The organism is Bacillus sp. CH30_1T, from assembly GCF_008364765.1.
In the GTDB taxonomy this organism is placed as follows: Bacteria; Bacillota; Bacilli; order Bacillales; family Bacillaceae_B; genus Rossellomorea.
The window spans coordinates 1-25,102 of the sequence record NZ_VTUY01000001.1; the positions used below are offsets into that span (position 1 = coordinate 1).

The following is a 25,102-nucleotide window of genomic DNA, read 5'->3' on the forward strand; positions in this document are numbered from 1 at the left end:
CAGACCGTAGACAAACCCCACCTTTGCATTTAAGCGAAGATGGGGTTTTCTGTTATTTTAAAAGATTTTTCTTTTTTTTAGGCTGGACATGGTCCTCGCCATGTCCAGTTTGCCAATTTCTTAAGATTCATGGCAGCAAACGTAAGCATCGCCTGCATTGAAACTTTTTTAAGACCCCTTAAGGTCGTCCAACGCATGCCATGCTTTTCTTTTGCGTCCGCAAAGACTCGTTCGATCGTTTCTTTGCGTTTCGCATATAGAGTTTTATTAAGTTCTGTATGTCTCAAATGATCTACTTCATCTATGTAATCCTGCCATACATGTCTATGAATCATTTTGGTGTGATTCTTACTTTGCGTACAACGTTCTAACAGAGGACAGTCTTTACATTCCAAAGGATTTGAAGCGTATTGTTTGTACCCGTCTCTTGTCGTCGTGCGGTAAGGTAGAATTTGTCCTTCGGGACATAGATAGGAGTCAAAATATTCATCATAAACATATTCGTATTTTCTAAGATATCCGTCTTTCGTTCTCGGGCGTGTATAAGGCATAACAGGTCTGATGTCTTGGTCCATGAGGAATTTAGCGATGTGTGGTGTTTTATATCCCGCATCAACAGCGATAGAACTGGGCTTAACGACTTTATCTGTGACTTGAGTGACGAGCTTGTCCAACATCCGACTATCGTGAACATTTCCTCCCGTGACGAGGGAACCTAAGATAAAACCCCGGGAGTCGCTTGCCGTATGAAAAGAATACGCAAACAGCTTTTCGCGCTCATCTTTTACGTAATAACCACTTTCAGGATCTGTCGTGCTGACTTTTATTTCTTTTAACTCTTCTTTATTCTGTGGGGGGAAGGGCTTTTTTCCGTGTTCCTCACGGTCGATATTGATCTCTTCATCTAACTGAGCCTGATACGTTCTGGTTTCGACTCGCGCTATTTTCTTTTCAAATTTCTTCTTATTAGCATTCGCTTTTACATGAGTAGAATCAATAAACGCAACGGATGGATCCACCAATCCCTTGGTCATCGCTTCTTTCAGAATGCGATAGAAAATTTGTTCAAATAGATCTGTATCGTGGAAGCGTCGAGCGTAGTTTTTACCGAAGGTTGAAAAATGAGGAATCTTCTCGGTGAACGCATAACCAATAAACCATCGATAAGCCACGTTGGTTTCGATTTCCTTTATGGTTTGACGCATTGAGCGTATGCCGAAAAGGTATTGTATGAAGACCATTTTAATAAGAACGACGGGATCAATACTCGGTCGACCATTATCTAAACAATACTTATCTTTTACCAGGTCATAAATAAATTCAAAGTCAATCGCTTGTTCAACCTTCCTAACCAGATGATCCTCTGGAACAAGTTGGTCCAACGCAACCATTTCAATTTGATTTCTTCCATCCTCAACGTGTTTTGATAACATTTTATATCCCCCACAAAAATATCGATTCCATTCCATTATACAAAAAAAGCTTGTAGACTTGGTCTAATTTTTAGACTTTGTCTACAAGCTGNAGAACGACGGGATCAATACTCGGTCGACCATTATCTAAACAATACTTATCTTTTACCAGGTCATAAATAAATTCAAAGTCAATCGCTTGTTCAACCTTCCTAACCAGATGATCCTCTGGAACAAGTTGGTCCAACGCAACCATTTCAATTTGATTTCTTCCATCCTCAACGTGTTTTGATAACATTTTATATCCCCCACAAAAATATCGATTCCATTCCATTATACAAAAAAAGCTTGTAGACTTGGTCTAATTTTTAGACTTTGTCTACAAGCTGAAATCACATACATACTTGTATGTGATTAGTGAGAAAATACTCTTTGTGCTCAAACATTCACTTTGAAAGGCGGCACAATATGACAATCAGGAGGATGATTATGGGTATTTTAAGCGGGAATCCACAGGAAGAACCATTGCATTATGGTGAAGTATTTGGATCGTGGAACTATTTGTTGACGGCTAAAGCCACTGTTGCAGGATATCAGATGCAGCTTAACCATGCCGGAGATGATGATCTGAAAAAGTTACTGAAGGACAGCATCGAGGGTGGACAGGAAGAAATCAAGCAAGTAGAAAAACTTCTGAAGGAAAATGGGATTGGATTGCCTCCAACACCTCCGGAGCCTCCACATGCCTGCCTTGATGATATTCCGACAGGTGCCCGCATGCCGGATCCTGCCGTTGCAGCAGGGTTATCCGCTAATATCGCTTCAGGCTTAGTTGCATGCAGCACAATCATGGGACAAAGCATCCGTGAAGATGTGGCGATGATGTTCGGCCAATTTCATATGCAAAAAGCCCAGATGGGTGCTAAAGTACTTAAGTTAAACAAAGAAAAGGGATGGTTGATCCCTCCACCCATTCACAAAAACAAAAATGAACATTGTGAGTAATCACTGAATTGGAAAGATTCTCATGCTGCTGTGACATTCCAGTATCTTGAGAATCTTTTTAGTTATTTCATCATTGGGGGCATCGGAACGGTATCATGTACATATTTAGGAGCCGGGGCTAGTTTAGGTTTCGATCCGAATGGACCAGGCTCACTGATATATTGGAAATTCGCTTTCCCGTCCATGCTCGGGCCGCTCGCCCATCGTCCTTCGGCACTCGCTTCCCCTCTAGATAGATTATAAAGATCGTAAGAAACCGCTTGCTTCTCAAGCTCCCTCGGGAACGTCGTCGGTACGACAATATCCCCTTCACGCTCCTCAAGTTCCGCGATGGCTGCAGCCCATTGATTCTGATGAGCCGTGTCACGGGCGATCAAGAAGGACAGCGTATCACGGACACCCGGGTCATCACTCAGTTCATACAGTCTCACTGCCTGCAACCTGCCCATTGATTCTGCCGTTAAGTTGGCACGGAAATCGGCCAGGAGGTTCCCGCTTGCACCGATATATGACGCTGTCCAGCGATTTCCCACACTATCCACCGGCATCGCACCCAACCCGCTCACAATCACATGCTGTGGATTCATTCCCCCCATCGCTGCCGCGAGAACCGGATTACTCTTATACATCGCTTCCTGTTCAGATACGGGGGCACCATCCAGCAGGCGGGCAATGAGGGTGGCCAGTAATTCCACATGGGCGATTTCCTCCGTCCCGATGTCCAGGCACAAATCACGGAATTTTTTGTCCGCACGTCCGTTGAATCCCTGGAATAAATATTGCATCATAACTGAAATTTCCCCGTATTGTCCACCAAGAATTTCTTGCAGCTGGTTCGCATAAGCCGGGTTTGGCTTGCATGGTTTTGCCTCATACTGAAGCTCTTTAATATGGTAAAACACAGTCTCATCCCCTCTGTCAATCTCTCTTTCACAACACTCTTCCACTTTATGTAAGCTCATAGTGTCCCGTGAACAAAAAAAAGGAGGGACACTAAATCCCTCCTTCTTACCGTTAAGGCTTCAATATGACTTTGATGCAGTCGTCTTCTTTCTGGTTAAATAGTTGATACCCTTTTGCCCCTTCCTCAAGCTTAAGTATATGTGTGATGATAGAAGTGGAGTCTATTTCCCCTTTGACGATTTGTTTATATAGAGGGGCCATATAGGCTCTCGCAGGTGCCTGTCCCATTTTCAACGTAACATTACGGGCAAAGAATGCACCAAGAGGGAACATGTTATAAAGCCCGCCATATACTCCGGTCAGTTGAACCGTTCCGCACTTCCTGACTGCTTTGGTGGCGATCTGGATCGGTCCGATCGTTCCTCCCTGCAACTTCAATTTCTGCTCCACGTATTCAAGAGGAGACTTCTTCCCATCCATCCCGACACAATCGATCACAACATCTGCTCCGCCCCTGGTCAACTCCTTCAATGTTTCTCCCATGTCATCGTATTGGGTGAAATCAAAGGTCTCCGTATGGTTCATCTTCTTCGAGTGACGTAAGCGATAATCGAAATAATCGACGGCTATGACTCTCTCAGCACCTTTTTTCCAGGCAAACTGCTGGGCCATCAATCCGACTGGTCCGCATCCGAGAACAATGACCGTGTCCCCTTTTTTCACACCGGCATTCTCTACACTCCAGTAAGCTGTCGGCAAAACATCGGATAATAAGAGAAGCTGCTCATCCTCCAGTTCACAATCCTCCGGTACTAAAAAAGGGGTGTAGTTCCCGTATGGAACCCGGAGATATTCCGCTTGTCCCCCGGGATAATTACCGAACTTCTCAGAGTATCCGAACAGTCCTCCAGAGTCATAATGGGGGTTCGAATGATCACATTGACTTTCCAAGTGATGCTCACAATAGTGACATGTCCCGCACGCCACAGTGAAAGGGACGATGACACGGTCTCCCTTTTTCACTTTGGTCACATCTTTTCCGACTTCCTCCACGATCCCCATCGGCTCATGTCCAATGACGTACCCGATCGGAAGTGGGAAATTCCCTTGGTAAAGATGCAAATCGGATCCACAGATGGCAGTGGATGTAATGTTGACAATGACGTCTTGTGAATCTTGTATCCGCGGGTCGTCTACTTTCTTTACTGCTACAGAATTCTTTCCTTGATACGTGACTGCTTTCATGAGCTTCCTCCATTCGAAGATTCTTACTTTTACTACTCAAGATGTTTTGGTGGAGGATTAACGGAAGACTTCTGCTTGATCTCTTTAAATATATCTTCCCCTCCCACCTCCTGACTGACTGGCCTCTTTGTTGTGGGTGGGACATCGAGCATATTGATCAGTCTCTGCACTTCGGCCTGGAGTTGTTCGAAATCTTTCTTCGTCACCGGCTTCGCCTGGGGCATCAATTCCACCCCGACTTGTCCATTCGGCTCTAGCGTCGCCCATTTCACATCCGAAAGTTTACTGACTCCCTGCTGCCTTAATTTCATTTCAAGTTGATCAACCGTCATTCGTAACTTCTTAAAGTTCTTTTCAATCAATATGCCATTTTCCATGAGAAGCTTTGATTTTCCTGTGATCATTTGTTCTACACGATCTGATTTCACCTGCAAATATTCCATGACCATCAGCGTTAAGACAAGAACAAGCCCGACACCTATCGTGGTCCAGATATTCTTTCCAGCTACCGGTTGAATTAATAATGACCCGATTCCGATCATAATGACCGTCTGTGCAAGCGTCATCTGGGAAATCGACTTCCTCCCGGCGACTCGTAACAATAAAGTTCCCGCCACAACAATAAGAATCGCTTTCCAAATCCAATCCAAATCCATTACACATTCCATCCTTTCGACCTTTTCATCGCCAAAAACCCTCTTCTCAGGCTGAAGAGGGAAAAGGTGTGTTCTGGATTAGCTTTTCCTACAAGGATGGAGTTATTCGAAGAACCACAGGGACAGGTACCATGGTCCATTCCACATCTATTGATTTTTATTGTTATAAACCATTTCATAAATAAACTTTCATATTTATGGAGAAAACATCATAAGAACCGTCCCCGCGGAGCAGAACAATCGAATCCAAACAGGTTAGAAGGATTTTTCCGGATATGTTAAAATAAACCAAATAGTACATTTTAAACATGGAATTGGAGCTGTAAAAATGAAGAAATCGAAAATGTTTATTGTGGTATCCTTTTTAACTATGTTATTCGTCTTCATGTCTGCATGTAGCCATTCACCTGAAGAGGATGCATCTAATCAATCTGAGTCTGATACGATTCCAGCAAGTAAAGATGATTCTTCTCAATCCAATGATGCATCTACAGAAAGCACAGTAGAATCCAATAACAACGAGGAGAATCAATCGAAAGAATCATCAATGGAAGATAGCAACGTCCAGGTAGACAGTAGTCAGGAGGAATATCCGACTCCCATATCAAAAGTAGAAGGAAGAAAAGACTATCTGAACAAACTGGACAACATCCAAAAAGAAATGGATGCCATGCCGTATAAGAAGGATTCAGATAAAGGTGTCACAAACGCGATGAAAAACTATTATGGAGTATCTTACGACAAATATGACAATGCATTAAATGAGATTTATACACTCTTGAAAAAAGAACTCTCTCCAGAGGTCATGAAGGAGTTAAAAGCGGAACAATTAAAATGGATCGAACAGAAAGAAGAAAAAGCCGAGAAAGAAAGGCTGAAGTATGAAGGTGGTACGTTTGAAAATGTGGCTTTACTCATCTCTTTATATGAGTCGACGAAGAATCGGTGTTATGAGTTGGTGAATGAGTATATGACGGATTAGATGATGGAGAAAAGAGAGGAAGTTATCAGGACTTCCTCTCCTTTCGCCTTTGAACCACAGGGACAGGTACCTTGGTCCACCGGTTTCTGCGGTTTTTTCACAAAGAAAACCCAGTCATCTCAACTGAGTCATTGCGTAATCCTTTAGCAAGGCAAGGTGCCAAAAGGAATTTCTCTTGAGTTCCTCCCTCAATTTAGATAGGAACTATATTCAAATGCCGTTGTACCATATACATTTTTAAAGTGTTTGTTTAAATGCGTTAAATCTACAAATCCGCATTCAGCTACTGCTGAATAAATATCTCCACTTTTCTCTATCATTTGCTTAGCATGTTCTATTTTGACGTTAAGATAGTACTGATACGGGGAAATTCCTGTATGAGCCTTGAATAGTCTGATGAACTGATATTTCGATAAGCCGAGCTCTTTAGATATATCATCCAGTTTAAGCCCACTTGCCAAATGGGCATGAAGGATATCTTTCGCTTTTTTTATTAAGGTGTTATCTTTCTTCATTTCTGTAGAAAGATCGGTTCGAATGAGACTATCGGTTAGAGATAAAAATAGTTCACTACAAAACGCATCGTCATTATCGGCTAATATCCCATGAGCCAGATTTAAAATGCTCTGCTTCAGTCTATCATCATATACAATCGGAGAAGGAAAACGTACCATGTCCTTCTTCTCAAGGGCTTCTAAAAGCAATTGCGGCTTAATATATAACATAACGTAATCAAGTCCCGACTCATCATGGGCCATTCCGTCATGTGCCTGTTCCGGGTTAAAAAGCATCACCCCGTTCTGATAGGACAGTTGCAAACTGCCATCCAAGTTGTAACGCTGGATGCCGCGAATTGTTACACCTATGGCATACTCTTCATGCGCGTGCTTTTTATATGAAAATTCATTAATACTTGCTGACAATGCGGTAATGTCTGCCCTTTTTTTATAAATGAATTTCTCCAATTCTTTCACCTCTTTACTCGCCTATATCCATAGCATGAAGGCAGAATAGGCTAACAATAACGCCATGATTACATTAGCAGACTTATTGTACCTCAGTAAAATTTTTTTGAAAATGGTACCGAAGAGCACCCAAGTCGTAAAGGCCATAAATCCAATAACCGTTATCACGATAACCCCTGCTGTCACCGCAGGTTTTGAGATATAGAATGGCAAAATGAAACTCGGAATGACCGTCATGGTAAACAGTACTACCTTTGGATTTAAAAATTGCATAAGGAAGCCGGACATAAAAGTACCCGATTGATGTACAGCAGGTTTTGATGTGTCCATCTTGTATATTCGGTAAGCCAAATAGAACATATAACAACTTCCAAGTATCTTCATCACAATGAGGATTTTAGGGAGAATCGTCAGAAGGACAGTATTCAATATAGCTGAAATAATCAGCAGCAGCCCGAACGCAATCGTAGCTCCATACGTAAATTGCATGGCCTTTTTCGTCCCTAAATTATGTACGGTGGATAATATAACAATATTTGTAGGGCCGGGAGTAAAAGTAATAATAAAGCAGTAAATTAAAAAAGATGTAAAATTCATAGAGAAACCCCTTTCCAAGTGTTCTCATGTAATCATACATCTGTCTTTGATTTTTCTTATAGTATATTATTGCAGGAGCCTCTTCCCTTATTTTCCTTGGTCATTGAATAACGATATTCCAACATATTGAACACTGTCTGTTTAATTAGAAAAGTCTAATTCTCAACAACCATTTCTCCTTCACCTTTAGGAATTTCAAAACCATTAAGATAGGAGGCTAACAATTCTTCTGTAATCGGGAACGCATTGGCATCAAAGCGCTTGTTCCTTGTTTTAAGGCGTTCACGCAATTCATCAGGAGAAACTTTTATATAAATCAGTTTCCATTTGCCACCGGACTTTTCGATGAGTTGTTTATACCGATCTCTTCTTGCACGGTCCCAAAAACTGAAGTCGATGACCACCTGTTGTTTATCGTGAATGAGCTTCAATAAGTCATTTCGCAATTTACTTTCTGCCTCTTCCTTGTATTTCTCCATCCTTTCCATAGGGAAATCAATCCCGTAACGACCATGAGTCGCCCATATTTCTTCATCAATGGAAAGACGCACAAAGCCGTTTTTTTCTAATTGTTGTGAGAATGTCGTTTTCCCGGAACCGGCCACACCACACATCATGACGACTAGTGGTGTGGAAACATTCCGTTCACGATAAATCGTTTCAAAATTAAAATCGTTGAACATGTGGTCACTCTCCTCTTTATATAAGTTGGCGTTTCTTTGTAGTTACCCCAAACTTGCCAGCAAAACCATTATCCCATTCGTCAAACCGTGGATCAAAACCGATGGCCAGATGGAATTGGTACGTTCATACGCTAGAGCAAAAAGGATCCAGCTAAAGAAATTTACCGGCATAACGTTGTATGTCGGGATGTGAATGATGGTAAAGATGAGCGAGCTAAGTAAGAGAGCTCCAGTAAATCCAATACGTGTGCGTAACCAGCGATATAAGAAACCCCGATAAAAAATCTCTTCGTATAACGGTGAGATAATCGCAGCAGAGATAAAGGCGATCAGTATCGTAAAGAACGTTGCATTTTGCTGCATGGCCTCTGTTTTACTATTCTCCCACGAATTGCCTATAAAACTGGTCAAAACGACGATGATGACGGCACCAACAAATAAGATTACAGAATAGATGATTATGATTTTCCAATCTTTCACAGTGAATGGTTTGCCCCCTACTTCCCTCCAGGAAAGCTGTTTTGGACGGAGTGCAATCAGATAAACACCTGAAAGGAGAATAATGGCTATGGTTAACCCCATTAACGTTCCGGCATACAGTTCATGGTCAAGCCACCCAGAATATAGGGGCTTAACAACGAACTTAATACATACGACACCAGTCCAAATTCAAGTAACATTAATAATATGAATTCTTTCCATCCCCACGGGTCCTGTTCTTTCCACTTCATTTGACTCTTTGCCATTCATCTCCACTCTTCCTATATATGGTATAATTCAACTTTAGGAGATTACCCTGGGAACGCGTCTCCAAACTGGTCCGCCGTTCACAACACAGCTCAAAGAAGTGGATGGATTATTTCCAGGAAGATGAACAGGTCCTCTTACAAAAGTCCGTTCCAAACCTCAGTAACCATGACGAGACAACCCAGCAATATATTTCATTAATCCGGCGAATGGAATCGTGTATCAAACACAATGTGAAGGCGGATTCAGAAGAAGGCTTTCAAATCGGGACCAGGTTACTGGAACTGTCAAATGATATGTTCCAAGGAGATAAAGAATTGATGGATAAATTCTGGAAGGTACGAAAACAGCCTGTAGAGGATACAGGCCTATACCCGATTTCGGATGATGTATTGGAGTTTGCGGAACGTTGTATGGAGTATGTAATGAGTTAAGGTCATTGAGATCAGTCCCCGATAAAATAACTTCTACTATACTATTGTTTTGCAATTGTGCAAGCAGTTCTTTGCTTATGCTGTTGGATAAATAATTCAAGAAAAAAGGAGAATCGAGACTGGACCTATTTCTTTGGATGAGTGTTAGTTTCTTCATAATCGGATTTGCAGTACTCGCTTTTAATAAAAGAAAGCTAGAAGGTAAGAATAAATCAACTATCCAATCGGTCATTTGGTTGGTCGCGGGAACGACAGCTTGGGGAGTAACTAGTATCATTCTGATAGTTTGGTCGTTTAATAGGATTTGGTAAAGTTCTTAAACAAAGATTATCGACAAGGTGGGAATACAGTGAAATATATAATCAGCATGTATGTTGTGATGGCGCTAATGGTATTTGTAAATTTGATAAGTGAGTATCTTTTGAACGGGAAATATTCAGCTATTGCAAGTTGGATGGTCACTGCTCTATTTTTCTTTGGCACTTTGTTTTTCATTAATGCAAGATACGTATTATCTAATACTAAGGATGGGCGGTAATCACCTTCTTAGTATTAGATAATACCTCCCCCTTTCTTCCATCATTAGCAAGGCCACCATCTTATTTCCTGTTCTTTAAGTTTGTAAAAATGATATATGCCAAAAAACTGACGATGTAAATCCCAGATAATATACATATATATGAAATCGGGTTTGTCTGTAAGGCTATTAAAAAGACATCAATTGCATAAATATCACTGCAATATTGAACATCTTGTGGTGTGAAAATGAATTCAGGCTTACATTCTGATTGCGGTAAATAAGCGATTTTACTTGAGATAAAAAAAGAATAAACATATGAGATAAAAAATATCGGTAAACTAATAATGAATAAAATCCAACGCTTTTTAATTTGACTCCCCCCTCTGTTGCAGCTACAAAACCAGCAACCCTTTCCATTAAAAGATGAAAGAAATACCAAGAAATAGATTTCCAGATCAAATCGGTTTATTAATAGCTTATTAGTTTTGTTTGAATTCTATCTCCTCAATTTTTATATGACTTCCCTTTATTCAGTACCAATTATTTCAAATTAAAAAGTCTTACTCAAGATAAATTTTCAAAAAATAGCTTACCTGTGGTGGATAAGCTTCTTTACAAAAGGTGCCATGGGACCTGTCCCCGAAGCTCCTTAAGGATGACGATAATCATACTTTCCATCAGGAACGTTAATTTTTGACCATTTATTTTAACGGTGTCTTCATTTATCCAGTTAATCATTCCAGTTGGCTCTTCATATTGCCAATAAATATTTTTGGGGTCGTTATTTTTATTGGAGTATAATACACCAAGAATAGCATAATCCACAGTAGCTCCACCGTTATTCAAGTAAGTTTTTACAGTGTAAGCACCGTTTGGTGATGTCTTTTCAGAGATTAGTTCCCCTGGTTCAATTCTTTCTATGTTGTAAAATGCCCAATGAAATATGTAACCAAATACACAAAAAACAATAATGAATACACAAGACAAAGATATTATTACAGGATGTCTCATAAACAATGATGAAAAACGCCTAAACAAAAAGAACCCTCCTTAAATAGCAATCTTACAGAAATTGTATCACAAATGTATGGGATCCATGGGGACAGGTCCCTAGGCCGCTTTAAGAACCATCCCCCCTCGTGTACTCCGTAATCAACATCCCATTTCCTCCCCTTTAAACGTAATTGCTGGGACAAGCGACCTTCCCCACTGTCCCAGCATTAACGTTTAGATTAAGAATTTCTATCAATTTCTTTACATAGGTTTCATCTACAGGAAAATGTGTTAAAGTCCTCCATATTCTTCTATATAAAAAGGTGTGTGAGGCAATGAAAAAGTTATCTTTGCTGCTTGCAGCTGGATTACTTATTTTGGGAGGTTGTGCTGATCCTTCGACCACAGAGGAGAGCAAGGAGAAAGCACCGTCTTCCAATCAGAACGAATCCAAAAAGAAAAAAACGGAAAACGAAGAATCAGAAAAAGACGAACAACCCTTCAAGCCGCTGGAACCGTCTGAAGATGCTGTTTCCTTGGATAAAACCCTAACAGAAAAGGAACAGCAGAACATCCCTGAAATACAGGCCGCGCTGGTCGGAAATCCCGAGCGTACGGTTCCTGCGGGTGAGACGCTTGCCGACGGAATGAAAGACCTATCCGACGGACCATTGAAGGATCATCGGTTAGTCGCCTATTACGGAACGCCAGATTCTGAAAATATGGGGATTCTGGGTGAGTTGGAGCCTGAGGAGTACATGAAGAAGCTGAAGGAACAGACGCAGGCTTACTCCGACGCTGATCCCGACCGGCCGGCGGTCCCGACGATCGAGTTGATCACGACAATGGCCCAGAGTGAGCCAGGTCCTGATGGCGACTATGTGCGCATGACGTCAGAGGAAAATATTGAAAAGTATGTGGAGCTTGCGGAGAAGCATGATGCATTGGTACTGCTTGATATTCAGCTCGGAACGGACACAGTCATGGAGCAGGTGGAAATGGTCAAGAAGTGGCTTAAGCATCCTCATGTTCACCTGGCTATCGATACGGAATTCCACGTAGCCGAGGGGGAGAAACCCGGAGAGGATCTCGGACAAGTGGATGGTAAGGAAATCCAGAAGGCTGTCGAGTATGTCTCAGAGCTCACAGAAAAGAATGACCTTCCGGATAAATTCGTCCTCGTACACCAGTTCACCGGTGCCGTACTGACGAATAAAGATTCGATCCAACCGACAGACAACGTCGAAGTCGCCATAAACTTTGACGGCTGGGGAACATCCGCGGACAAGCAGGCCCTGTACGGGAAGTACATACGTGATGAACCGAATCAGTACGGCGCATTCAAGATCTTTTATGATAAAGATGAGCCAGTGATGAATCCCGAGGATGTGTTGAAAATGGATCCGAGCCCTGCCATTATCAACTATCAATAATGGAGGAAAAAGTGCACGGGGGCGGTTCTCTTGCTTTGGAAGCATGAGATCCGCCGTGTACTCCCATACAATGATACTTCCATACAGAAATTTATGATAAAGATAATCAAATAAAAGTTGGTGATGTACATGGAACCACCGGGACAGGTCCACTGGCTCCGAAATCTGGATATGATCCCAGCACGTTAAAGTATTACTGGGCGGGGAGCAGGTCCCAAAATTCGCTCTCCATATTTATGTATAAAGTAACGTGAGAACTATCCCGCGCTACCCTGATAAATGCCTGGAAGACTAAAAGATTATAAGCTTTATTTCATGAATTTTATGACTCAGCAATTTTATGAACCGACCAGACCATTCCTCCTGTTCCTCCCCCTATGTTCAAAGAAATGTTCAATCCATTCGCCTCATAAAACAAACCTATTTCGTCACCTGCATTTAATTCCACATCTCCTGCCAATGTAACCGTTCCACTTCCCAGTACTGCCCGTAATGTCAAAACAAGAACGACATTGACATTTAGGATCGGGAATAATCCTGAGACCAGATCTGTATTATCATTGATCCTCCGGATGATAAAAGCAGGATTAACGTTCGAGCCCAGGCTGATTGAGAGTGCTGCGGTTGTTTGATAATTGAGCGTGGCATATATTGCATACCTTCCAGATGAAGGGACCGTATAAATCCCCTGTGGTGCGTCGAAGTTAACATTGCTGTAGTAGGGAGAGTTGACTGACCATTGTGAAATTTGTTGGGTGGAAGATACCCCCAGAGCACTGGACGTTGCAGAAAACCCTTCTTGGGCAAATGCAGGGCCTGGTTCTCCCTGGATCCCCTGTTCCCCTTGTGGGCCTGCAGGACCGGGATCTCCCTGGGGGCCGGTCGGACCTGGTTCTCCCTGGATCCCCTGTTCTCCTTGTGGGCCTGCAGGACCGGGATCTCCCTGAGGACCAGCTGGACCGATTTCACCTTGTGGACCTTGGAGACCCTGCTCTCCCTGGGGGCCGGTCGGACCTGGTTCTCCCTGGATCCCCTGTTCTCCTTGTGGGCCTGCAGGACCGGGATCTCCCTGAGGACCAGCTGGACCGATTTCACCCTGCGGACCTTGGAGACCCTGCTCTCCCTGCGGACCGGTCGGACCTGGTTCTCCCTGGAGACCCTGTTCCCCTTGTGGACCCGCAGGACCGGGATCTCCCTGAGGACCAGCTGGACCGATTTCACCTTGCGGACCTTGGAGACCCTGCTCTCCCTGCGGACCGGTCGGACCTGGTTCTCCCTGGATCCCCTGTTCCCCTTGTGGGCCCGCAGGACCGGGATCTCCCTGGGGGCCAGCTGGACCGATTTCACCTTGCGGACCTTGGAGACCCTGCTCTCCCTGGGGGCCGGTCGGACCTGGTTCTCCCTGGATCCCCTGTTCTCCTTGCTGGCCCACTGGACCGGGATCTCCCTGAGGACCGGCTGGACCGATTTCACCCTGCGGGCCGGCTGGGCCACGAAATCCGCGTGGACCTCTTGGCCCTGGTGGTCCCTCACAATTGAATTTTTTTAATGGATATAAATTTTGACAAGAAGCAGGAGCAAACAAATGATCCACTTCAATGGGGACAGGATTAAAATATGATTTCTTTCTTCTTAGTTTTAAATATCGATTATTCGAAAACTCTCTCATGCGCTTCACATCCTTTTCAATACGACATCTATATTATTATATTTACAAAAATTCCAATTCGATTGGACAATCAAAGAAACACAATTGGCAAGCCAGAAGGCAGTCAGGTATGTATCGGAGCTTACAGAAAAGAACAACCTCCCGGATAGTCCTCGCCCTCCAATTCCCCGGTGCCGTTCTTACAAATAAAATAAACTTTGACGGATGTGGAGCATCTGTGACCAAGCAGGGCCAGTACCGGAAGTACTTACGCAATGAATCGAAACGATACAGAATGGGGCATACAAATCTTTTATGATAAAGATGAGCAGGTCATAAAGCCCGAGGATGTGTTGAAAATGGACCGGATCCCTGCCATCATCAACTACCACTAATGCGAACAAAGTATAAGAGGCGGTTCTCTTGCTTTGGAAGCATAGAACCGCCCTTGCCAATGTTCAAACAATAAGGAAAGCCGGTAATCGCTATGATTACCGGCTTTCCTTATTGAAACATCAGTACACATTACCTTTGGTATCCAACCCCACTAAACCCCCGAATAAGACATAAATCCACCATCAACAGGTACCGTAATACCTGTTATAAACCCTGCCGTATCCTCATCTACAAGCCATAGTAACGTACCCAGTAAGTCCTCGGGAGTACCGAATCTGCGCATAGGGGTTTGAGAAAGGATCTTGGTTGATCTCTCTGTTAAACTGCCGTCTTCATGGGTTAATAATGCCTTGTTTTGCTCGGTCAAAAAGAAGCCGGGAGCGATGGCGTTGATGCGAATTCCAGAGTCCGCCATGTGAACCGCGAGCCATTTGGTAAAGTTATCGATCGCTGCTTTCGCTGCACTATAGGCAGGTACTTTCGTCATGGGAGACGGTGAGCTCATGGAGGACATGTTGATAATGACGGCACCTTTCCGATTCACCATATTTTTCGCGAAAACCTGGGTCGGAATCAGTGTACCGAGGATGTTAAGGTCAAATACAAATCCAAATCCTTCTGGAGAAAGGTCAAAGAACGTTTTGATCCCTTCTGTGTCCAAGTCTTCCACGTTTAATGTCTCGTTAGAAGTGGTACCACGAGGGTCATTACCGCCTGCTCCATTGATTAAGATATCACAAATGCCCAATTCTTCGATGATAACCTTTTCCGCTTCCTTCACATTTTCAGCATCAAGTACATTACATGAGATGGCTATGGCTTCACCGCCTGACTCTCTGATTTCCTTGGCCACTGCTTCTCCTTTCTCTGCTGTCCGATTAAGGATCGCGACCTTCACTCCCTGCCTGGCGAGTTCAAGAGCCATCGAGCGGCAGAGTACCCCGCTGCCTCCCGTAACTGCTGCCACTTTTCCTTTCAAGCTTTCATGTTGAGGTAGCATTATGCTTTCCTCCCCGCACGTTCTAGTGAATCCCATATTCCCCATAAGTACATGATGCCAAGCCCTCGATCATAAAGGCCATATCCAGGTCTGCACTCTTCTCCCCAAATATGTCTGCCATGGTCGGGTCTTGCATATCCTGTAAAGCCTTTTTCATGGTAGGCTGTCATGATTTCAAGGATATCGACAGTCCCATCCTTCGATCTGTGGGAAGTCTCTATGAAATCTCCATTTTCATATACCTTTACATTACGGATATGAGCAAATGGAATTCGATCGGAGAACTCTCTTACCATTTCCGCTACATCATTATCAGGGTTCGCACCGAGGGATCCGCTGCATAGGGTCACTCCATTGGAAGGACTGTCCACAAGGGAAAGGACTCTCTTGATATTTTGCTTATTTGTTATAATCCTTGGCAATCCAAATATGGAGAAAGGTGGATCATCTGGGTGGATTCCCATTTTGATATTGTTTTCCTCGGCAACCGGTATGATTTCTTTTAGAAAATATTCGAGGTGATTAAATAAGTCTTCTTCTGTGACCTGTTTATAGGCTTCAAATAATTCCTTCAGTTTCGACAATCTTTCTGGCTCCCATCCAGGCATGGTGAAGGCTGAGTTACTGGAGATCTTATCGACCAATTCGAATGGATCCATATCTTCCACTTTTGCTTTTTCGAAGAATAGGGCCGTTGAACCATCTTCCATTTCCTTAAATAATTCGGTTCTTGTCCAGTCAAAGACCGGCATGAAATTATAGCAGATTACCTTTACACCGGCAGCGGCCAATTTCTCGATCGTTCGTTTATAGTTTTCAATGTATTGGTCGCGGGAAGGCAAGCCAAGCTTTATATCTTCATGAACGTTTACACTTTCCACAACATCAATGTTCAAACCGAATTGTTCAGCCTGTTTCTTGACTTCCTCTATTTTGTCTAAGGGCCACTCTTCCCCGGCAGGGACATCATGGAGCGCCCAGACGATCCCTTCCACACCAGGAATCTGTTTGATTTGCTGGAGGGAAATACTATCATTTCCTTCTCCATACCATCTGAATGTCATCTTCATCGATAGAACCTCCTCTTCTTATGTATACATTTTTGCCGCTCTTGCTTCTCTCACAATCTCACAATATTGTGTTGCCAGTTGTGTCACTTCATCATAGTTTCCAAGGGACGCAGGCTTGGTCAAGTCACTTCCTATTCCTATGGCAACCGCCCCGCTTTTGATCCACTCTGCCGCATTTTGGAGGTTGACCCCTCCTGTAGGCATCACAGAGATTTGAGGAATCGGCCCCCTAATGGATGAAATGATGGAAGGAGCGAACGTATTCCCCGGGAACAACTTCACGACATCGGCACCATATTCCATAGCGGTCTTCATTTCTGTAATCGTCATGCAGCCCGGCATGTACGGAATCCCATACCGATTGCACAGCTTTGCCGTTTCTTTATCAAAGCAGGGACTGACAATATATTCTGCTCCCGCCAATAGGGCAATTCTTGCTGTCTCACTATCGAGGACACTTCCAGCCCCCAGGATGAGTTCTTCTGTTCTGAACGTGCTTTTCAGAGAGCGGATCACCTCTTCAGCCCCCGGGACTGTGAAGGTGACTTCGATGGCCTTGATCCCGCCCTGAATGCAGGCATCCGATATCCGTTCAGCGTCTCTCTTATTTTCTGCACGCACCACTGCCACTACTCCGGACTCCATCATTCGATTCAGTATGTCGATTTTTTTGATCATAGCGCATCTTTCCTTCCTTCTTTAGAGTCTTTGCATCACCCGAATGAAATGACCACCTTCCGTACGTCTTCTGGTGATGTCTCGATTAGGCGGATCGCTTCTTCAATTCGGTCTACCGGGAATTCCTGCGTCACCATTCCCCTCGTATCGATTGTCCTTTCATTGAACATCTCGATGACTACCGGAAATTGATTCGTCTGCAGTCTTGACCCGATGATCGTCACTTCTTTTTTCGTGATCGGCAACTGCGTGATTTGGGATGGCCTTTCATCGAACCCGAGGATCACGACCCGTCCTGCTGCTGATACTGCTTCGATGGCTTGTTCAAAGGTTTGCGGGATACAGACGGCATCGATGACCACGTTTGCTCCCTCCTGTTTCGTCAGCTCCATGACTTCTTCTATGACATTGACTTGGGAAGCATCAATCGTATGATCCGCCCCCCACTCTTTGGCAAAAGCGAGGCGACTTTCATTTAAATCACTGATGATCACTGTGGCGCCTTTTGTTTTCGCGACTTTAAGACAGCATAGCCCGATCGGTCCGGCGCCCATGATGAAGACTGTGTCCCCATCCCTGACATCACCACGCCAATTCGCCTGTGCCCCGATCGTAAACGGTTCGACCAGGACCGATTCTTTATAGTCCAGTTCTTCTTTCACTTTATGAACCAGCTTTTGCGGAATGACCATGTATTCCTGCATGCCTCCGTCACGGTGGACCCCGAAAACTTCCAGGTTACTGCACACATTTCTCCTACCTGAGCGGCACGCATAACATTGACCGCAGGACTCGATCGGTTCAAGGACTACCTTATCCCCGACAGAAAGCGTGTCTACTTCATCCCCGACAGCCTCCACGACCCCTGTGACTTCATGTCCGATGACTCTCGGTAAGGTGGCAAGGGGGTTGGTACCGTGATAAATATGAATGTCCGATCCGCAGATGCCGACCATTTTCACTTTGATCAAAACGTCCTGTTCATGGGTGATGACAGGCTTCTCTCTTTCCACAATGCTCAACTGATGTGGTCCGGTGACTTGAACGGCTTTCATGGATAAGCAACTCCTTTTCTTTCTAGTAATCTATTTGAATAAACCAGGCAGGAATAGAGTGATTTCAGGAATGAAGGCGACCAGTAAGAGCACGACGAGACTCGCTCCCAAGAAGGGCAGCAATGCCTTTGACGTTTTCCCTATGGATACCTTCCCGATACTCGAGGCAACGAATAAGCACACACCGACTGGCGGGGTGGATAATCCGATGACCAGATTCAGCACCATCATCACGCCGAAATGAACCGGATCCATTCCGACACTCGATGCCACCGGTAACAAGACCGGGAATAATATGACCAACGCCGCGATGGTTTCCATGAATGTTCCGACAAACAGCAGCAACAAGTTGATTAAGAGAATCACCACAATCGGATTGTCCGATATACCGAGGATTCCATCTGCAACGAGAACCGGAATCTGCTCACTCACCAAGATCCATCCGAACAGATTGGCAAAGCCGACCAGGAACATGATGGAGGCCGTGCTGACCATGGAATCCAGTAGAATCTTAGGAAGATCTTTCAATTTCAATTCCTTATAGACGAACATCCCGACCACTAACGCATACACGACGGCTACAATGGATGCCTCTGTTGGCGTAAAATAGCCTCCCAGAATCCCAAATAAAATAACAAAGGTCATTAATAATGCCCAGAAAGCACCTGTAAACGATTTAGCGATCACACCGATCGGCTGTCGTTCACCCTTCGGATATTTCCGTTTCACCGAAATGACATACGTGACGAGCATTAAACTTAATCCCAGCAGGACGCCAGGAACGGCACCGGCCAAGAACAGATCCCCGATCGATACGCTTGCGAGAGTTCCAACAATGATCATCGGCAATGACGGCGGAATGATCGGCCCCACAGTCGATGATGAAGAGGTAACGGCTGCCGAGAAGTCCGCATCGTACCCTTCTTTTTTCATCGCCGGAATCATCACGGCCCCTATACTCGCCGTATCTGCGACGGCGGTACCCGAAATCCCGGCAAACCCCATGGAAGAACCTACATTCGCAAGGCCAAGTCCCCCTCTGATATGACCGACGAAATTATTCGTAAAGCCGATGATGCGCTCTGTAATCCCTCCTGCATTCATCAAGTTTCCTGCCAAAATGAATCCAGGTATGCACAGCAGTACGAAGGAATTCAGCCCGGCAAACATTTTTTGAGGGACGATGGAAAGAGGGATATCGGCGATAAGCAGATAAATGATGGAAGAGATCCCTAAGCTGAATGCGATGGGCACACTGATAAAGATAAGGATTAAAAATGAAATAAATAAAATGGCTGCTAACATCAGCTTTCACTCCTTTCTTTCGGACTTAAGAATGCATTCATGACATGCATGATTGCATAGATGGCGATGAACACAAAGGATATCGTAATGCTTGCATGTATGACGGACATATCCACGGCCATTGTCGCTGATGTCTGCCCTTTTCCGACAGAAATGAACGTATATCCATGATAGGCAATGACAAAGGAAAGAACGACAACGACTAAATAAATGAACGCTTCGTATATTTCTTGAATTTTTTTAGGCAATAACCCCGTTAAGATATCCACGCTGATGAATTCTTTATTCTTCAGTGCAAGCGGCGCCCCGAAGGAAATTGCATAGATAAACAGAAATCTCGTGAGTTCTTCTGTCCAAACGGCTGTGTATGGCAAATACCGGGAAAGGATTTGTATCAGCACTACTACGATGACACCGAGAAACGATAAGATCGTCGCCGCTTCCAATGTCCGTGTAAGTATGTTTGTCCCCTTCATTCTCCCCCACTCCTTTCTATAAAGAAGGCATATGCTTCACATATGCCTTACATGGTTTATTCCACTTCCAGGATGTCTTCATATAATTTGTACTGTTCGTCGGTCAAGCTCTCTTTGATCGCCGGCTTCATCGCCTCACGGAAAGCATCCTGATCGACTTCATTGAATTTCATGCCTTCATCTTTCAGCTTCTTCTCATATTCTGTGATTTCTTTATCAAAAAGGTCTTTCCCGAATGCTTGAGCTTCCTTGGCCGCTTCTTGAACCGCTTTCTTGTTTTCATCGCTCAATTTTTCAAATTGCTTGTTTCCTACAAGGATATAAATCCATGAATACACATGCTCTGTTTCATTCACATAGTCTTGCACTTCATATAATCCGCCGCTGTGGATAAGGTCAACAGGATTTTCCTGACCATCGATCACATTTTGCTGTAAGCCGGTGAATACTTCATTGAAGTCCATGACCTGCGGTTTCGCTCCTGCCGCTTTCCATGCATCAAGGAATAATGGGACGTTCGGAACGCGCATGCTGAATCCTTTCAAATCGTCAGGCGTGCTGATCGGTTCTTTGGACGTTAAATTACGAGGTGCACGTGTATGGTAATAAAGAGGTGTCAGACCGACTTTATCTTTGATCTCTTCTTCAATCTCCTTACCGATGTCTCCCTCTACCACTTTCTGAAGGTGGTCTGCATCTCTGAATGCGTATGGTACCGCCATCAAGGCAGCTTTCGGTGACCAGTTCGCCATCGTTTCACCTGAAATGACCAGGTCCGCCGTTCCCGCTTTGATGCTATTGATCGTATCGGTTTCCCCGCCCAACTGATTACTAGGATAGATCGTTATTTCAATTTGGCCATCCGTCTTTTCTTTGACTAAATCAGCGAACTCCAAAGCTGTTTTATGCCAGATATGATTCTCATCCGCCAGATGTCCGAATTTCCATTTTATTTTTTCTCCTCCGCTGCCTGAAGATGATTCCGATCCACAAGCTGAAAGAAGCAGCATGATCGCTGTGATCATCGCAACCCATTTGAATTTTTTCATTTTTCATTTCCCCCTTGTTTTTTTCATTTTCGCCTTGAACATGCGTTAAAGAGTTTGATCTTCCTGAAGAAAATACCCCTCTCCTAAATCACCCCTTTCAAGGTAAAGCGTCACTCTCCTGATTGCAGATACTGATAAACGGTTTCGGTTATCAGTACCCCTTCTCTCAGATGTTTCTTTTCCTTAATCTGTTCCGGCTCCCCTGGTACGAATACCTGCTCGAAACCTTCAGCGGGCTTGATCCCATGAAGTTCATCGATCATCCTGTCCATCGAGCCGAGGAATTCATCTTTATTGGTAAAAAAGGTAGGATTGATCGCGCAGACATAGTGCCCCAGTTTCCGATGCTGGTTGTAGTCGCCATACATTTTTGAAATATGGGGACCAAAGGCTGCACCGGCTAATAATCCTGAGAAGATATCCACCACCATGCCGAGTCCATATCCTTTTGGACCTGCAAATGGGGTTAATGCGCTTACATTATTGGGGTCCGTCGTGGCACTTCCATGTTCATCCACACCCCAGCCTTCAGGGATTTCCCTCCCTGCTTCCTTTGCGTAAAGGATTTTTCCAAGAGCGACATTGCTCGTCGCCATATCCAAAATGATAGGCTTATGGTTCTTTGCCGGGAATCCATACGCGATCGGATTCGTTCCCAGAAAGGGCTCCGCTCCTCCAAACGGGACAACGATCTTATCGGTATGCGTCATCGCGACACCGATCAGCCCTTCTTCGGCTGCCTGCTGGACAAAATAGGATAATGCCCCGCAATGGCTGCTGTTTGTGACGGTGATCATTCCGATCCCACTTTGCTTCGCGAGTTTGATTGCCTCTTCCATCGCGCTTTTTGCCACGACATGACCTAGACCGTCATCCCCATTGAAAATCCCTGAACAAGGTCCGGTCTGTTCAAACGAGAACGAAGGGTTCTTATTCAGTCCCCCTTCATGCAGCCTTCTTACATAGTGTTCGGTTCTCAGTACCCCGTGGGAACTGACGCCTCGGAGGTCGGCATGAACCAGGACATCGGCAACAACCCCAGCATGTTGTGAATCCAGTCCTGCCCCGACAAGTTTAGCGGCAGCCAATTCCCGCAGCTCTTCATGTGATAGGTTCACTTCCCCCATGTTCTCACCACCATCCTAAATTTGGATTACTACTCTACATTCGCATGTCTTTGCAACAGTTCGTCGTTATGATCCCTTCCTTCAAGAAGGACAAGAATGATGGCATCCAGCAGCAGGTGTGCGCTTTGGTCGAATTGGCTTCCAAGCGGCTGAATCGTTTCAGGTTCTTCCTTGCGCCGGCGTTTCGTCGCTGCCGGAATCACAACTGTTCCATCCGAAAGCAGTCCATGTTCGGTAGAAGCGGTTACTACAAAGGTAGCCGCACCAACTTCTTCCGCTTTCGAAAAATGATGTATGAGCGAAGGCGAAGTGCCCGATGCACTGATTCCCATCAAGAGATCATCTTTGTCGATGCTCGGCGTGATCGTCTCGCCAATGACATATACGTTGTATCCACAGTGCATCAACCTCATCGCGAATGCCTTGCCAATCAACCCGGAACGACCTTCACCATACAGAAAGATGCGCGTTGCTTCCTTGATCTTCTTGAGCAGCTCATCGGTTTCTTTCTTATCAACTGCGGCCAACACAAGTGCATTTTCATGCAGAATCGTTTCGATCATTCTCTTCATCATCGAGTGTGTTCCCCTTTCTTCTCTCCGGCATGGGAATCCAGTGAATCAGCGTTCGATAAATTCCTTCTCCCCCAGCTGGACCAGTACATCTTCCAGATAAGGAAGTCCCTCATTATCACCGGATACACTGACTACCATGGAACCGATTGTGTTTGCAAACATCAGTATCTTCTTTAATGGCCATTGCTGCAGGACCCCATATAGAAAGCCAGCATCGAAGCCGTCTCCCGCACCCACTGTGTCGACCACTTTCCTGGCTGTGACAGGAGCTGATCGAATGATTTCACCATTGTGGTAGCCCACTGAACCTTCCTCACCTTTTTTCAAGGCGACATAGGAGACTCCGAGCAGTTTCGACTTTTCGATGATTTCCTTCTCATCCTTTGTATCAAACAGGAGCTCGGCTTCATCCGTTCCCGTCAGCAGGATATCCACGAATGGAAGGATGTCTGATATCACTTCCTTCGCTCTCTCTCTACTCCACAATTTCAATCGGATATTTGGATCGAAGGAAACGAGGACGCCATTCCTTTTCGCGAGCGTGACCGCATGCTTGATGATCGCCACATTTTTTTCATCGATCGCTGGAAATACTCCCGTAATATGTAAGATTCTCGCATTGGCAATATAGGATTCTTCCAAACTATCAGGCGTAAGGGTCAGCGTAGGAGAATTCAACCGGTAGTAAAACGTCCGGCCCGACCCATCCTCCAGCACTTCTTTGAAATTGACGGAAGTCGGATACCCGTCTACCAGCTTCAGCTGGGAAGTATCGATTCCTTCTCCCCTCACAAAATGCTGGATATAACGGCCGAATTCATCATTCCCCAATCGGCTGATCCAGCCGGCATCCAACCCCAGCCGCGCACATCCGATGGCGACATTCAATTCCGCCCCTCCTACATTCCGTTCAAATGAATGAACGAATCTCATAGGTCCTTTTGATGTCGGATTCATCGTAATCATGGCATCTCCAATGGTGATTACATCTTTCATGGTCATGGTGCCATCCCCCTCTTTCTTCCACATTTTCAGCAAGATTGCCGAATCATCAGCTCCGGTCGGAATCGATATATATGCTTTTCCTCAATAAAGTCCGGGTCTTTTATTTTGTTCAATAATAATTCTGCAGCCTGTTTCCCCATCTCGAACGTCGGTTGAGCGATCGTTGTCAGTTCCGGCGTAAACAAACTTGCAAATGATACATCGTCTATCCCGATCAGTGCCAACTCCTCCGGCACCCGGATATGATTTGTCTTTATATACCTTAAGATCTCGATCAACGTCAGGTCGTTCCCGGCAATCAATGCCCGAGGCGGTTCATCGGCTAAAAGCATGTCATGGAGACCATCCTGTATGAATTCAACTTCCATGGACTTGATATATTCTTCACGAACAGGAATTCCCTTCTCTCGCAGCGCTTTTCTGAATCCATTGATCCGTTCCACACGGGGAGTCACATGTCGATGCAAGGAAGTGGTCATAATGCCGATCCGTTCATATCCCTTTTCAGAAAAATGATTGACGGCCATTTTAATAGCGCTTTCATTATCAAGCATGATCGATGACGTTTCGAGACCTTCTACGATCCGGTCGACAAATACGAGAGGATACTTTTCCTTGACCATCCTTTGATACAACTCGATGTTCCCGCCCGTCGGAAAGATGATGAGCCCGTCTACCTGCTTCGCTCTCAACATCTCGATATATTCACGTTCCTTTTCAGGATTGTCATCTGCATTACAGACAATGATATGGAACCCCTGCTCATTGCAAATGTCCTCCACTGCCCTGATCGTCTGTGTTGAAAAGGTGTGTAAAATATTCGCCACGATCACGCCAATGGTGGACGTCGACTTCTGCTTCAAACTTCTGGCCACGATATTCGGCTGATAGCCCAATTCCTCGATCGCCATCCGGATGCGCTCCTTCGTTTTCGGCGCCATGTAGTCGAATCGTTTATTCATATATTGAGAGACGGTGCTTTTTGATACTTCGGCATGCTGTGCCACATCTGAAATCGTTATTCTTTTCATAAATCCTTCTCCATACCCTTTGTTACTAAATCGGTTTAGTAATAAAGGAAAAAATTTTGGTTGTATTCTTTTTCTTTTTGTTGTCGCAATCTTTAAATGAATAAATCGGTTT

25 protein-coding genes and 2 pseudogenes are annotated in these 25,102 nt (G+C 44.5%); 4 read left to right on the forward strand and 23 right to left on the reverse strand.

What is annotated here, in order from left to right; translation table 11 throughout:
• Positions 1-77: 77 nt before the first annotated feature.
• Complete coding sequence (locus F0342_RS00005; RefSeq protein ID WP_149154029.1) at positions 78-1,433, reverse strand: IS1182 family transposase; 1,356 nt, start codon at positions 1,431-1,433, stop codon at positions 78-80.
• Positions 1,434-1,527: 94 nt separating this feature from the next.
• Positions 1,528-1,710 (reverse strand): annotated as a pseudogene (locus F0342_RS00010) (transposase); the annotation flags it as partial.
• 191 nt (positions 1,711-1,901) lie between these two features.
• Between F0342_RS00010 and F0342_RS00015 the strand changes: the two are divergent.
• Positions 1,902-2,417, forward strand: a complete 516-nt coding sequence (locus F0342_RS00015; protein ID WP_149154030.1) for a DUF3231 family protein — start codon at positions 1,902-1,904, stop codon at positions 2,415-2,417.
• A 62-nt stretch (positions 2,418-2,479) separates the two neighbouring features.
• On the opposite strand, the gene F0342_RS00020 is transcribed toward F0342_RS00015, so the two are convergent.
• From F0342_RS00020 to F0342_RS00030, 3 genes are all read right to left on the reverse strand, one after another.
• A complete protein-coding gene (locus F0342_RS00020; RefSeq protein WP_148967770.1) occupies positions 2,480-3,319 on the reverse strand; it encodes a manganese catalase in 840 nt (279 codons plus the stop codon).
• A 112-nt stretch (positions 3,320-3,431) separates the two neighbouring features.
• The gene (locus F0342_RS00025) at positions 3,432-4,565 is read right to left on the reverse strand and encodes a zinc-dependent alcohol dehydrogenase (protein ID WP_149154031.1); all 1,134 of its coding nucleotides are present in this window, start codon (positions 4,563-4,565) and stop codon (positions 3,432-3,434) included.
• 32 nt (positions 4,566-4,597) lie between these two features.
• Positions 4,598-5,221, reverse strand: coding sequence for a DUF421 domain-containing protein (locus F0342_RS00030; protein WP_149154032.1), 624 nt, complete (start codon positions 5,219-5,221; stop codon positions 4,598-4,600).
• Positions 5,222-5,549: 328 nt separating this feature from the next.
• Here F0342_RS00030 and F0342_RS00035 point away from each other — a divergent pair, with 328 nt between their 5' ends.
• On the forward strand, positions 5,550-6,203 hold the full coding sequence (locus F0342_RS00035) for a lysozyme inhibitor LprI family protein (protein ID WP_149154033.1): 654 nt from the start codon (positions 5,550-5,552) through the stop codon (positions 6,201-6,203).
• A gap of 188 nt (positions 6,204-6,391) precedes the next feature.
• Here the strand turns inward: F0342_RS00035 and F0342_RS00040 are convergent, their stop codons facing one another.
• The 4 genes and pseudogenes from F0342_RS00040 to F0342_RS00055 form a co-directional block, all read right to left on the reverse strand.
• The gene (locus tag F0342_RS00040; RefSeq protein WP_149154034.1) at positions 6,392-7,168 is read right to left on the reverse strand and encodes an AraC family transcriptional regulator; all 777 of its coding nucleotides are present in this window, start codon (positions 7,166-7,168) and stop codon (positions 6,392-6,394) included.
• Positions 7,169-7,189: 21 nt separating this feature from the next.
• Complete coding sequence (locus tag F0342_RS00045; protein WP_149154035.1) at positions 7,190-7,765, reverse strand: LysE family translocator; 576 nt, start codon at positions 7,763-7,765, stop codon at positions 7,190-7,192.
• Positions 7,766-7,920: 155 nt separating this feature from the next.
• Complete coding sequence (locus F0342_RS00050; RefSeq protein WP_149154036.1) at positions 7,921-8,448, reverse strand: P-loop nucleotide/nucleoside kinase family protein; 528 nt, start codon at positions 8,446-8,448, stop codon at positions 7,921-7,923.
• A gap of 42 nt (positions 8,449-8,490) precedes the next feature.
• Positions 8,491-9,194, reverse strand: a pseudogene (locus tag F0342_RS00055) (lysostaphin resistance A-like protein).
• A 105-nt stretch (positions 9,195-9,299) separates the two neighbouring features.
• On the opposite strand from F0342_RS00055, the gene F0342_RS00060 reads away from it, so the two are divergent.
• Positions 9,300-9,629 carry a hypothetical protein gene (locus tag F0342_RS00060; protein WP_149154037.1) on the forward strand — a complete coding sequence of 110 codons (330 nt, stop codon included), beginning with the start codon at positions 9,300-9,302 and terminating at the stop codon, positions 9,627-9,629.
• A 599-nt stretch (positions 9,630-10,228) separates the two neighbouring features.
• Here F0342_RS00060 and F0342_RS25655 read toward each other — a convergent pair.
• Positions 10,229-10,588: a DUF4306 domain-containing protein gene (locus tag F0342_RS25655; RefSeq protein ID WP_188048336.1), complete on the reverse strand. Its 360-nt coding sequence runs from the start codon at positions 10,586-10,588 to the stop codon at positions 10,229-10,231.
• 173 nt (positions 10,589-10,761) lie between these two features.
• Positions 10,762-11,187: a DUF5412 family protein gene (locus tag F0342_RS00080; RefSeq protein WP_149154040.1), complete on the reverse strand. Its 426-nt coding sequence runs from the start codon at positions 11,185-11,187 to the stop codon at positions 10,762-10,764.
• Positions 11,188-11,465: 278 nt separating this feature from the next.
• Between F0342_RS00080 and F0342_RS00085 the strand changes: the two genes are divergently transcribed.
• Complete coding sequence (locus tag F0342_RS00085; protein WP_262481574.1) at positions 11,466-12,575, forward strand: hypothetical protein; 1,110 nt, start codon at positions 11,466-11,468, stop codon at positions 12,573-12,575.
• A 322-nt stretch (positions 12,576-12,897) separates the two neighbouring features.
• Here the strand turns inward: F0342_RS00085 and F0342_RS00090 are convergent, their stop codons facing one another.
• The 12 genes from F0342_RS00090 to F0342_RS00145 all read right to left on the reverse strand — a co-directional run bounded on the left by F0342_RS00090 (position 12,898) and on the right by F0342_RS00145 (position 24,990).
• Positions 12,898-14,244, reverse strand: coding sequence for a collagen-like domain-containing protein (locus F0342_RS00090; RefSeq protein WP_149154041.1), 1,347 nt, complete (start codon positions 14,242-14,244; stop codon positions 12,898-12,900).
• Positions 14,245-14,770: 526 nt separating this feature from the next.
• Entirely contained in the window at positions 14,771-15,619 is an 849-nt protein-coding gene (locus F0342_RS00095; protein ID WP_149154042.1) for an SDR family oxidoreductase, read from the reverse strand.
• On the reverse strand, positions 15,619-16,689 hold the full coding sequence (uxuA, locus tag F0342_RS00100; protein ID WP_149154043.1) for a mannonate dehydratase: 1,071 nt from the start codon (positions 16,687-16,689) through the stop codon (positions 15,619-15,621). The genes F0342_RS00095 and uxuA overlap by 1 nt, the downstream gene beginning before the upstream one ends.
• An 18-nt stretch (positions 16,690-16,707) precedes the next feature.
• Positions 16,708-17,367, reverse strand: a complete 660-nt coding sequence (locus F0342_RS00105; protein ID WP_149154044.1) for a bifunctional 4-hydroxy-2-oxoglutarate aldolase/2-dehydro-3-deoxy-phosphogluconate aldolase — start codon at positions 17,365-17,367, stop codon at positions 16,708-16,710.
• 35 nt (positions 17,368-17,402) lie between these two features.
• Positions 17,403-18,422 carry a zinc-binding alcohol dehydrogenase family protein gene (locus F0342_RS00110; protein ID WP_149154045.1) on the reverse strand — a complete coding sequence of 340 codons (1,020 nt, stop codon included), beginning with the start codon at positions 18,420-18,422 and terminating at the stop codon, positions 17,403-17,405.
• Positions 18,423-18,452: 30 nt separating this feature from the next.
• Positions 18,453-19,727, reverse strand: coding sequence for a TRAP transporter large permease (locus F0342_RS00115; protein ID WP_149154046.1), 1,275 nt, complete (start codon positions 19,725-19,727; stop codon positions 18,453-18,455).
• Entirely contained in the window at positions 19,727-20,203 is a 477-nt protein-coding gene (locus F0342_RS00120; RefSeq protein ID WP_149154047.1) for a TRAP transporter small permease, read from the reverse strand. Before F0342_RS00120 ends, F0342_RS00115 begins: the two co-directional genes overlap by 1 nt.
• 56 nt (positions 20,204-20,259) lie before the next feature.
• Positions 20,260-21,252, reverse strand: a complete 993-nt coding sequence (locus tag F0342_RS00125) for a TRAP transporter substrate-binding protein (RefSeq protein WP_149154048.1) — start codon at positions 21,250-21,252, stop codon at positions 20,260-20,262.
• Between the two features lie 110 nt (positions 21,253-21,362).
• Positions 21,363-22,379 carry an ureidoglycolate dehydrogenase gene (allD, locus tag F0342_RS00130; protein WP_149154049.1) on the reverse strand — a complete coding sequence of 339 codons (1,017 nt, stop codon included), beginning with the start codon at positions 22,377-22,379 and terminating at the stop codon, positions 21,363-21,365.
• A 29-nt stretch (positions 22,380-22,408) separates the two neighbouring features.
• Positions 22,409-22,942, reverse strand: a complete 534-nt coding sequence (gene hxlB / locus F0342_RS00135; protein WP_262481575.1) for a 6-phospho-3-hexuloisomerase — start codon at positions 22,940-22,942, stop codon at positions 22,409-22,411.
• A 57-nt stretch (positions 22,943-22,999) separates the two neighbouring features.
• The gene (locus tag F0342_RS00140) at positions 23,000-23,950 is read right to left on the reverse strand and encodes a sugar kinase (RefSeq protein ID WP_149154575.1); all 951 of its coding nucleotides are present in this window, start codon (positions 23,948-23,950) and stop codon (positions 23,000-23,002) included.
• Positions 23,951-23,985: 35 nt separating this feature from the next.
• Positions 23,986-24,990 (reverse strand): LacI family DNA-binding transcriptional regulator, encoded by a 1,005-nt coding sequence (locus tag F0342_RS00145; protein ID WP_149154050.1) that lies wholly within the window; start codon positions 24,988-24,990, stop codon positions 23,986-23,988.
• Between the last annotated feature and the right edge of the window lie 112 nt (positions 24,991-25,102).

What these genes read in the sequence shown, in the direction of transcription:
- F0342_RS00005 (WP_149154029.1), bottom strand. Translation starts at nt 1,433, where the DNA reads ATGTTATCAAAACACGTTGAGGATGGAAGAAATCAAATTGAAATGGTT.
- F0342_RS00015 (WP_149154030.1), top strand. Translation starts at nt 1,902, where the DNA reads ATGGGTATTTTAAGCGGGAATCCACAGGAAGAACCATTGCATTATGGT.
- F0342_RS00025 (WP_149154031.1), bottom strand. Translation starts at nt 4,565, where the DNA reads ATGAAAGCAGTCACGTATCAAGGAAAGAATTCTGTAGCAGTAAAGAAA.
- F0342_RS00030 (WP_149154032.1), bottom strand. Translation starts at nt 5,221, where the DNA reads ATGGATTTGGATTGGATTTGGAAAGCGATTCTTATTGTTGTGGCGGGA.
- F0342_RS00035 (WP_149154033.1), top strand. Translation starts at nt 5,550, where the DNA reads ATGAAGAAATCGAAAATGTTTATTGTGGTATCCTTTTTAACTATGTTA.
- F0342_RS00045 (WP_149154035.1), bottom strand. Translation starts at nt 7,765, where the DNA reads ATGAATTTTACATCTTTTTTAATTTACTGCTTTATTATTACTTTTACT.
- F0342_RS00050 (WP_149154036.1), bottom strand. Translation starts at nt 8,448, where the DNA reads ATGTTCAACGATTTTAATTTTGAAACGATTTATCGTGAACGGAATGTT.
- F0342_RS00060 (WP_149154037.1), top strand. Translation starts at nt 9,300, where the DNA reads ATGGATTATTTCCAGGAAGATGAACAGGTCCTCTTACAAAAGTCCGTT.
- F0342_RS00090 (WP_149154041.1), bottom strand. Translation starts at nt 14,244, where the DNA reads ATGAGAGAGTTTTCGAATAATCGATATTTAAAACTAAGAAGAAAGAAA.
- F0342_RS00095 (WP_149154042.1), bottom strand. Translation starts at nt 15,619, where the DNA reads ATGCTACCTCAACATGAAAGCTTGAAAGGAAAAGTGGCAGCAGTTACG.
- uxuA (WP_149154043.1), bottom strand. Translation starts at nt 16,689, where the DNA reads ATGAAGATGACATTCAGATGGTATGGAGAAGGAAATGATAGTATTTCC.
- F0342_RS00105 (WP_149154044.1), bottom strand. Translation starts at nt 17,367, where the DNA reads ATGATCAAAAAAATCGACATACTGAATCGAATGATGGAGTCCGGAGTA.
- F0342_RS00110 (WP_149154045.1), bottom strand. Translation starts at nt 18,422, where the DNA reads ATGAAAGCCGTTCAAGTCACCGGACCACATCAGTTGAGCATTGTGGAA.
- F0342_RS00115 (WP_149154046.1), bottom strand. Translation starts at nt 19,727, where the DNA reads ATGTTAGCAGCCATTTTATTTATTTCATTTTTAATCCTTATCTTTATC.
- F0342_RS00120 (WP_149154047.1), bottom strand. Translation starts at nt 20,203, where the DNA reads ATGAAGGGGACAAACATACTTACACGGACATTGGAAGCGGCGACGATC.
- F0342_RS00125 (WP_149154048.1), bottom strand. Translation starts at nt 21,252, where the DNA reads ATGAAAAAATTCAAATGGGTTGCGATGATCACAGCGATCATGCTGCTT.
- allD (WP_149154049.1), bottom strand. Translation starts at nt 22,379, where the DNA reads ATGGGGGAAGTGAACCTATCACATGAAGAGCTGCGGGAATTGGCTGCC.
- hxlB (WP_262481575.1), bottom strand. Translation starts at nt 22,942, where the DNA reads ATGATCGAAACGATTCTGCATGAAAATGCACTTGTGTTGGCCGCAGTT.
- F0342_RS00140 (WP_149154575.1), bottom strand. Translation starts at nt 23,950, where the DNA reads ATGAAAGATGTAATCACCATTGGAGATGCCATGATTACGATGAATCCG.
- F0342_RS00145 (WP_149154050.1), bottom strand. Translation starts at nt 24,990, where the DNA reads ATGAAAAGAATAACGATTTCAGATGTGGCACAGCATGCCGAAGTATCA.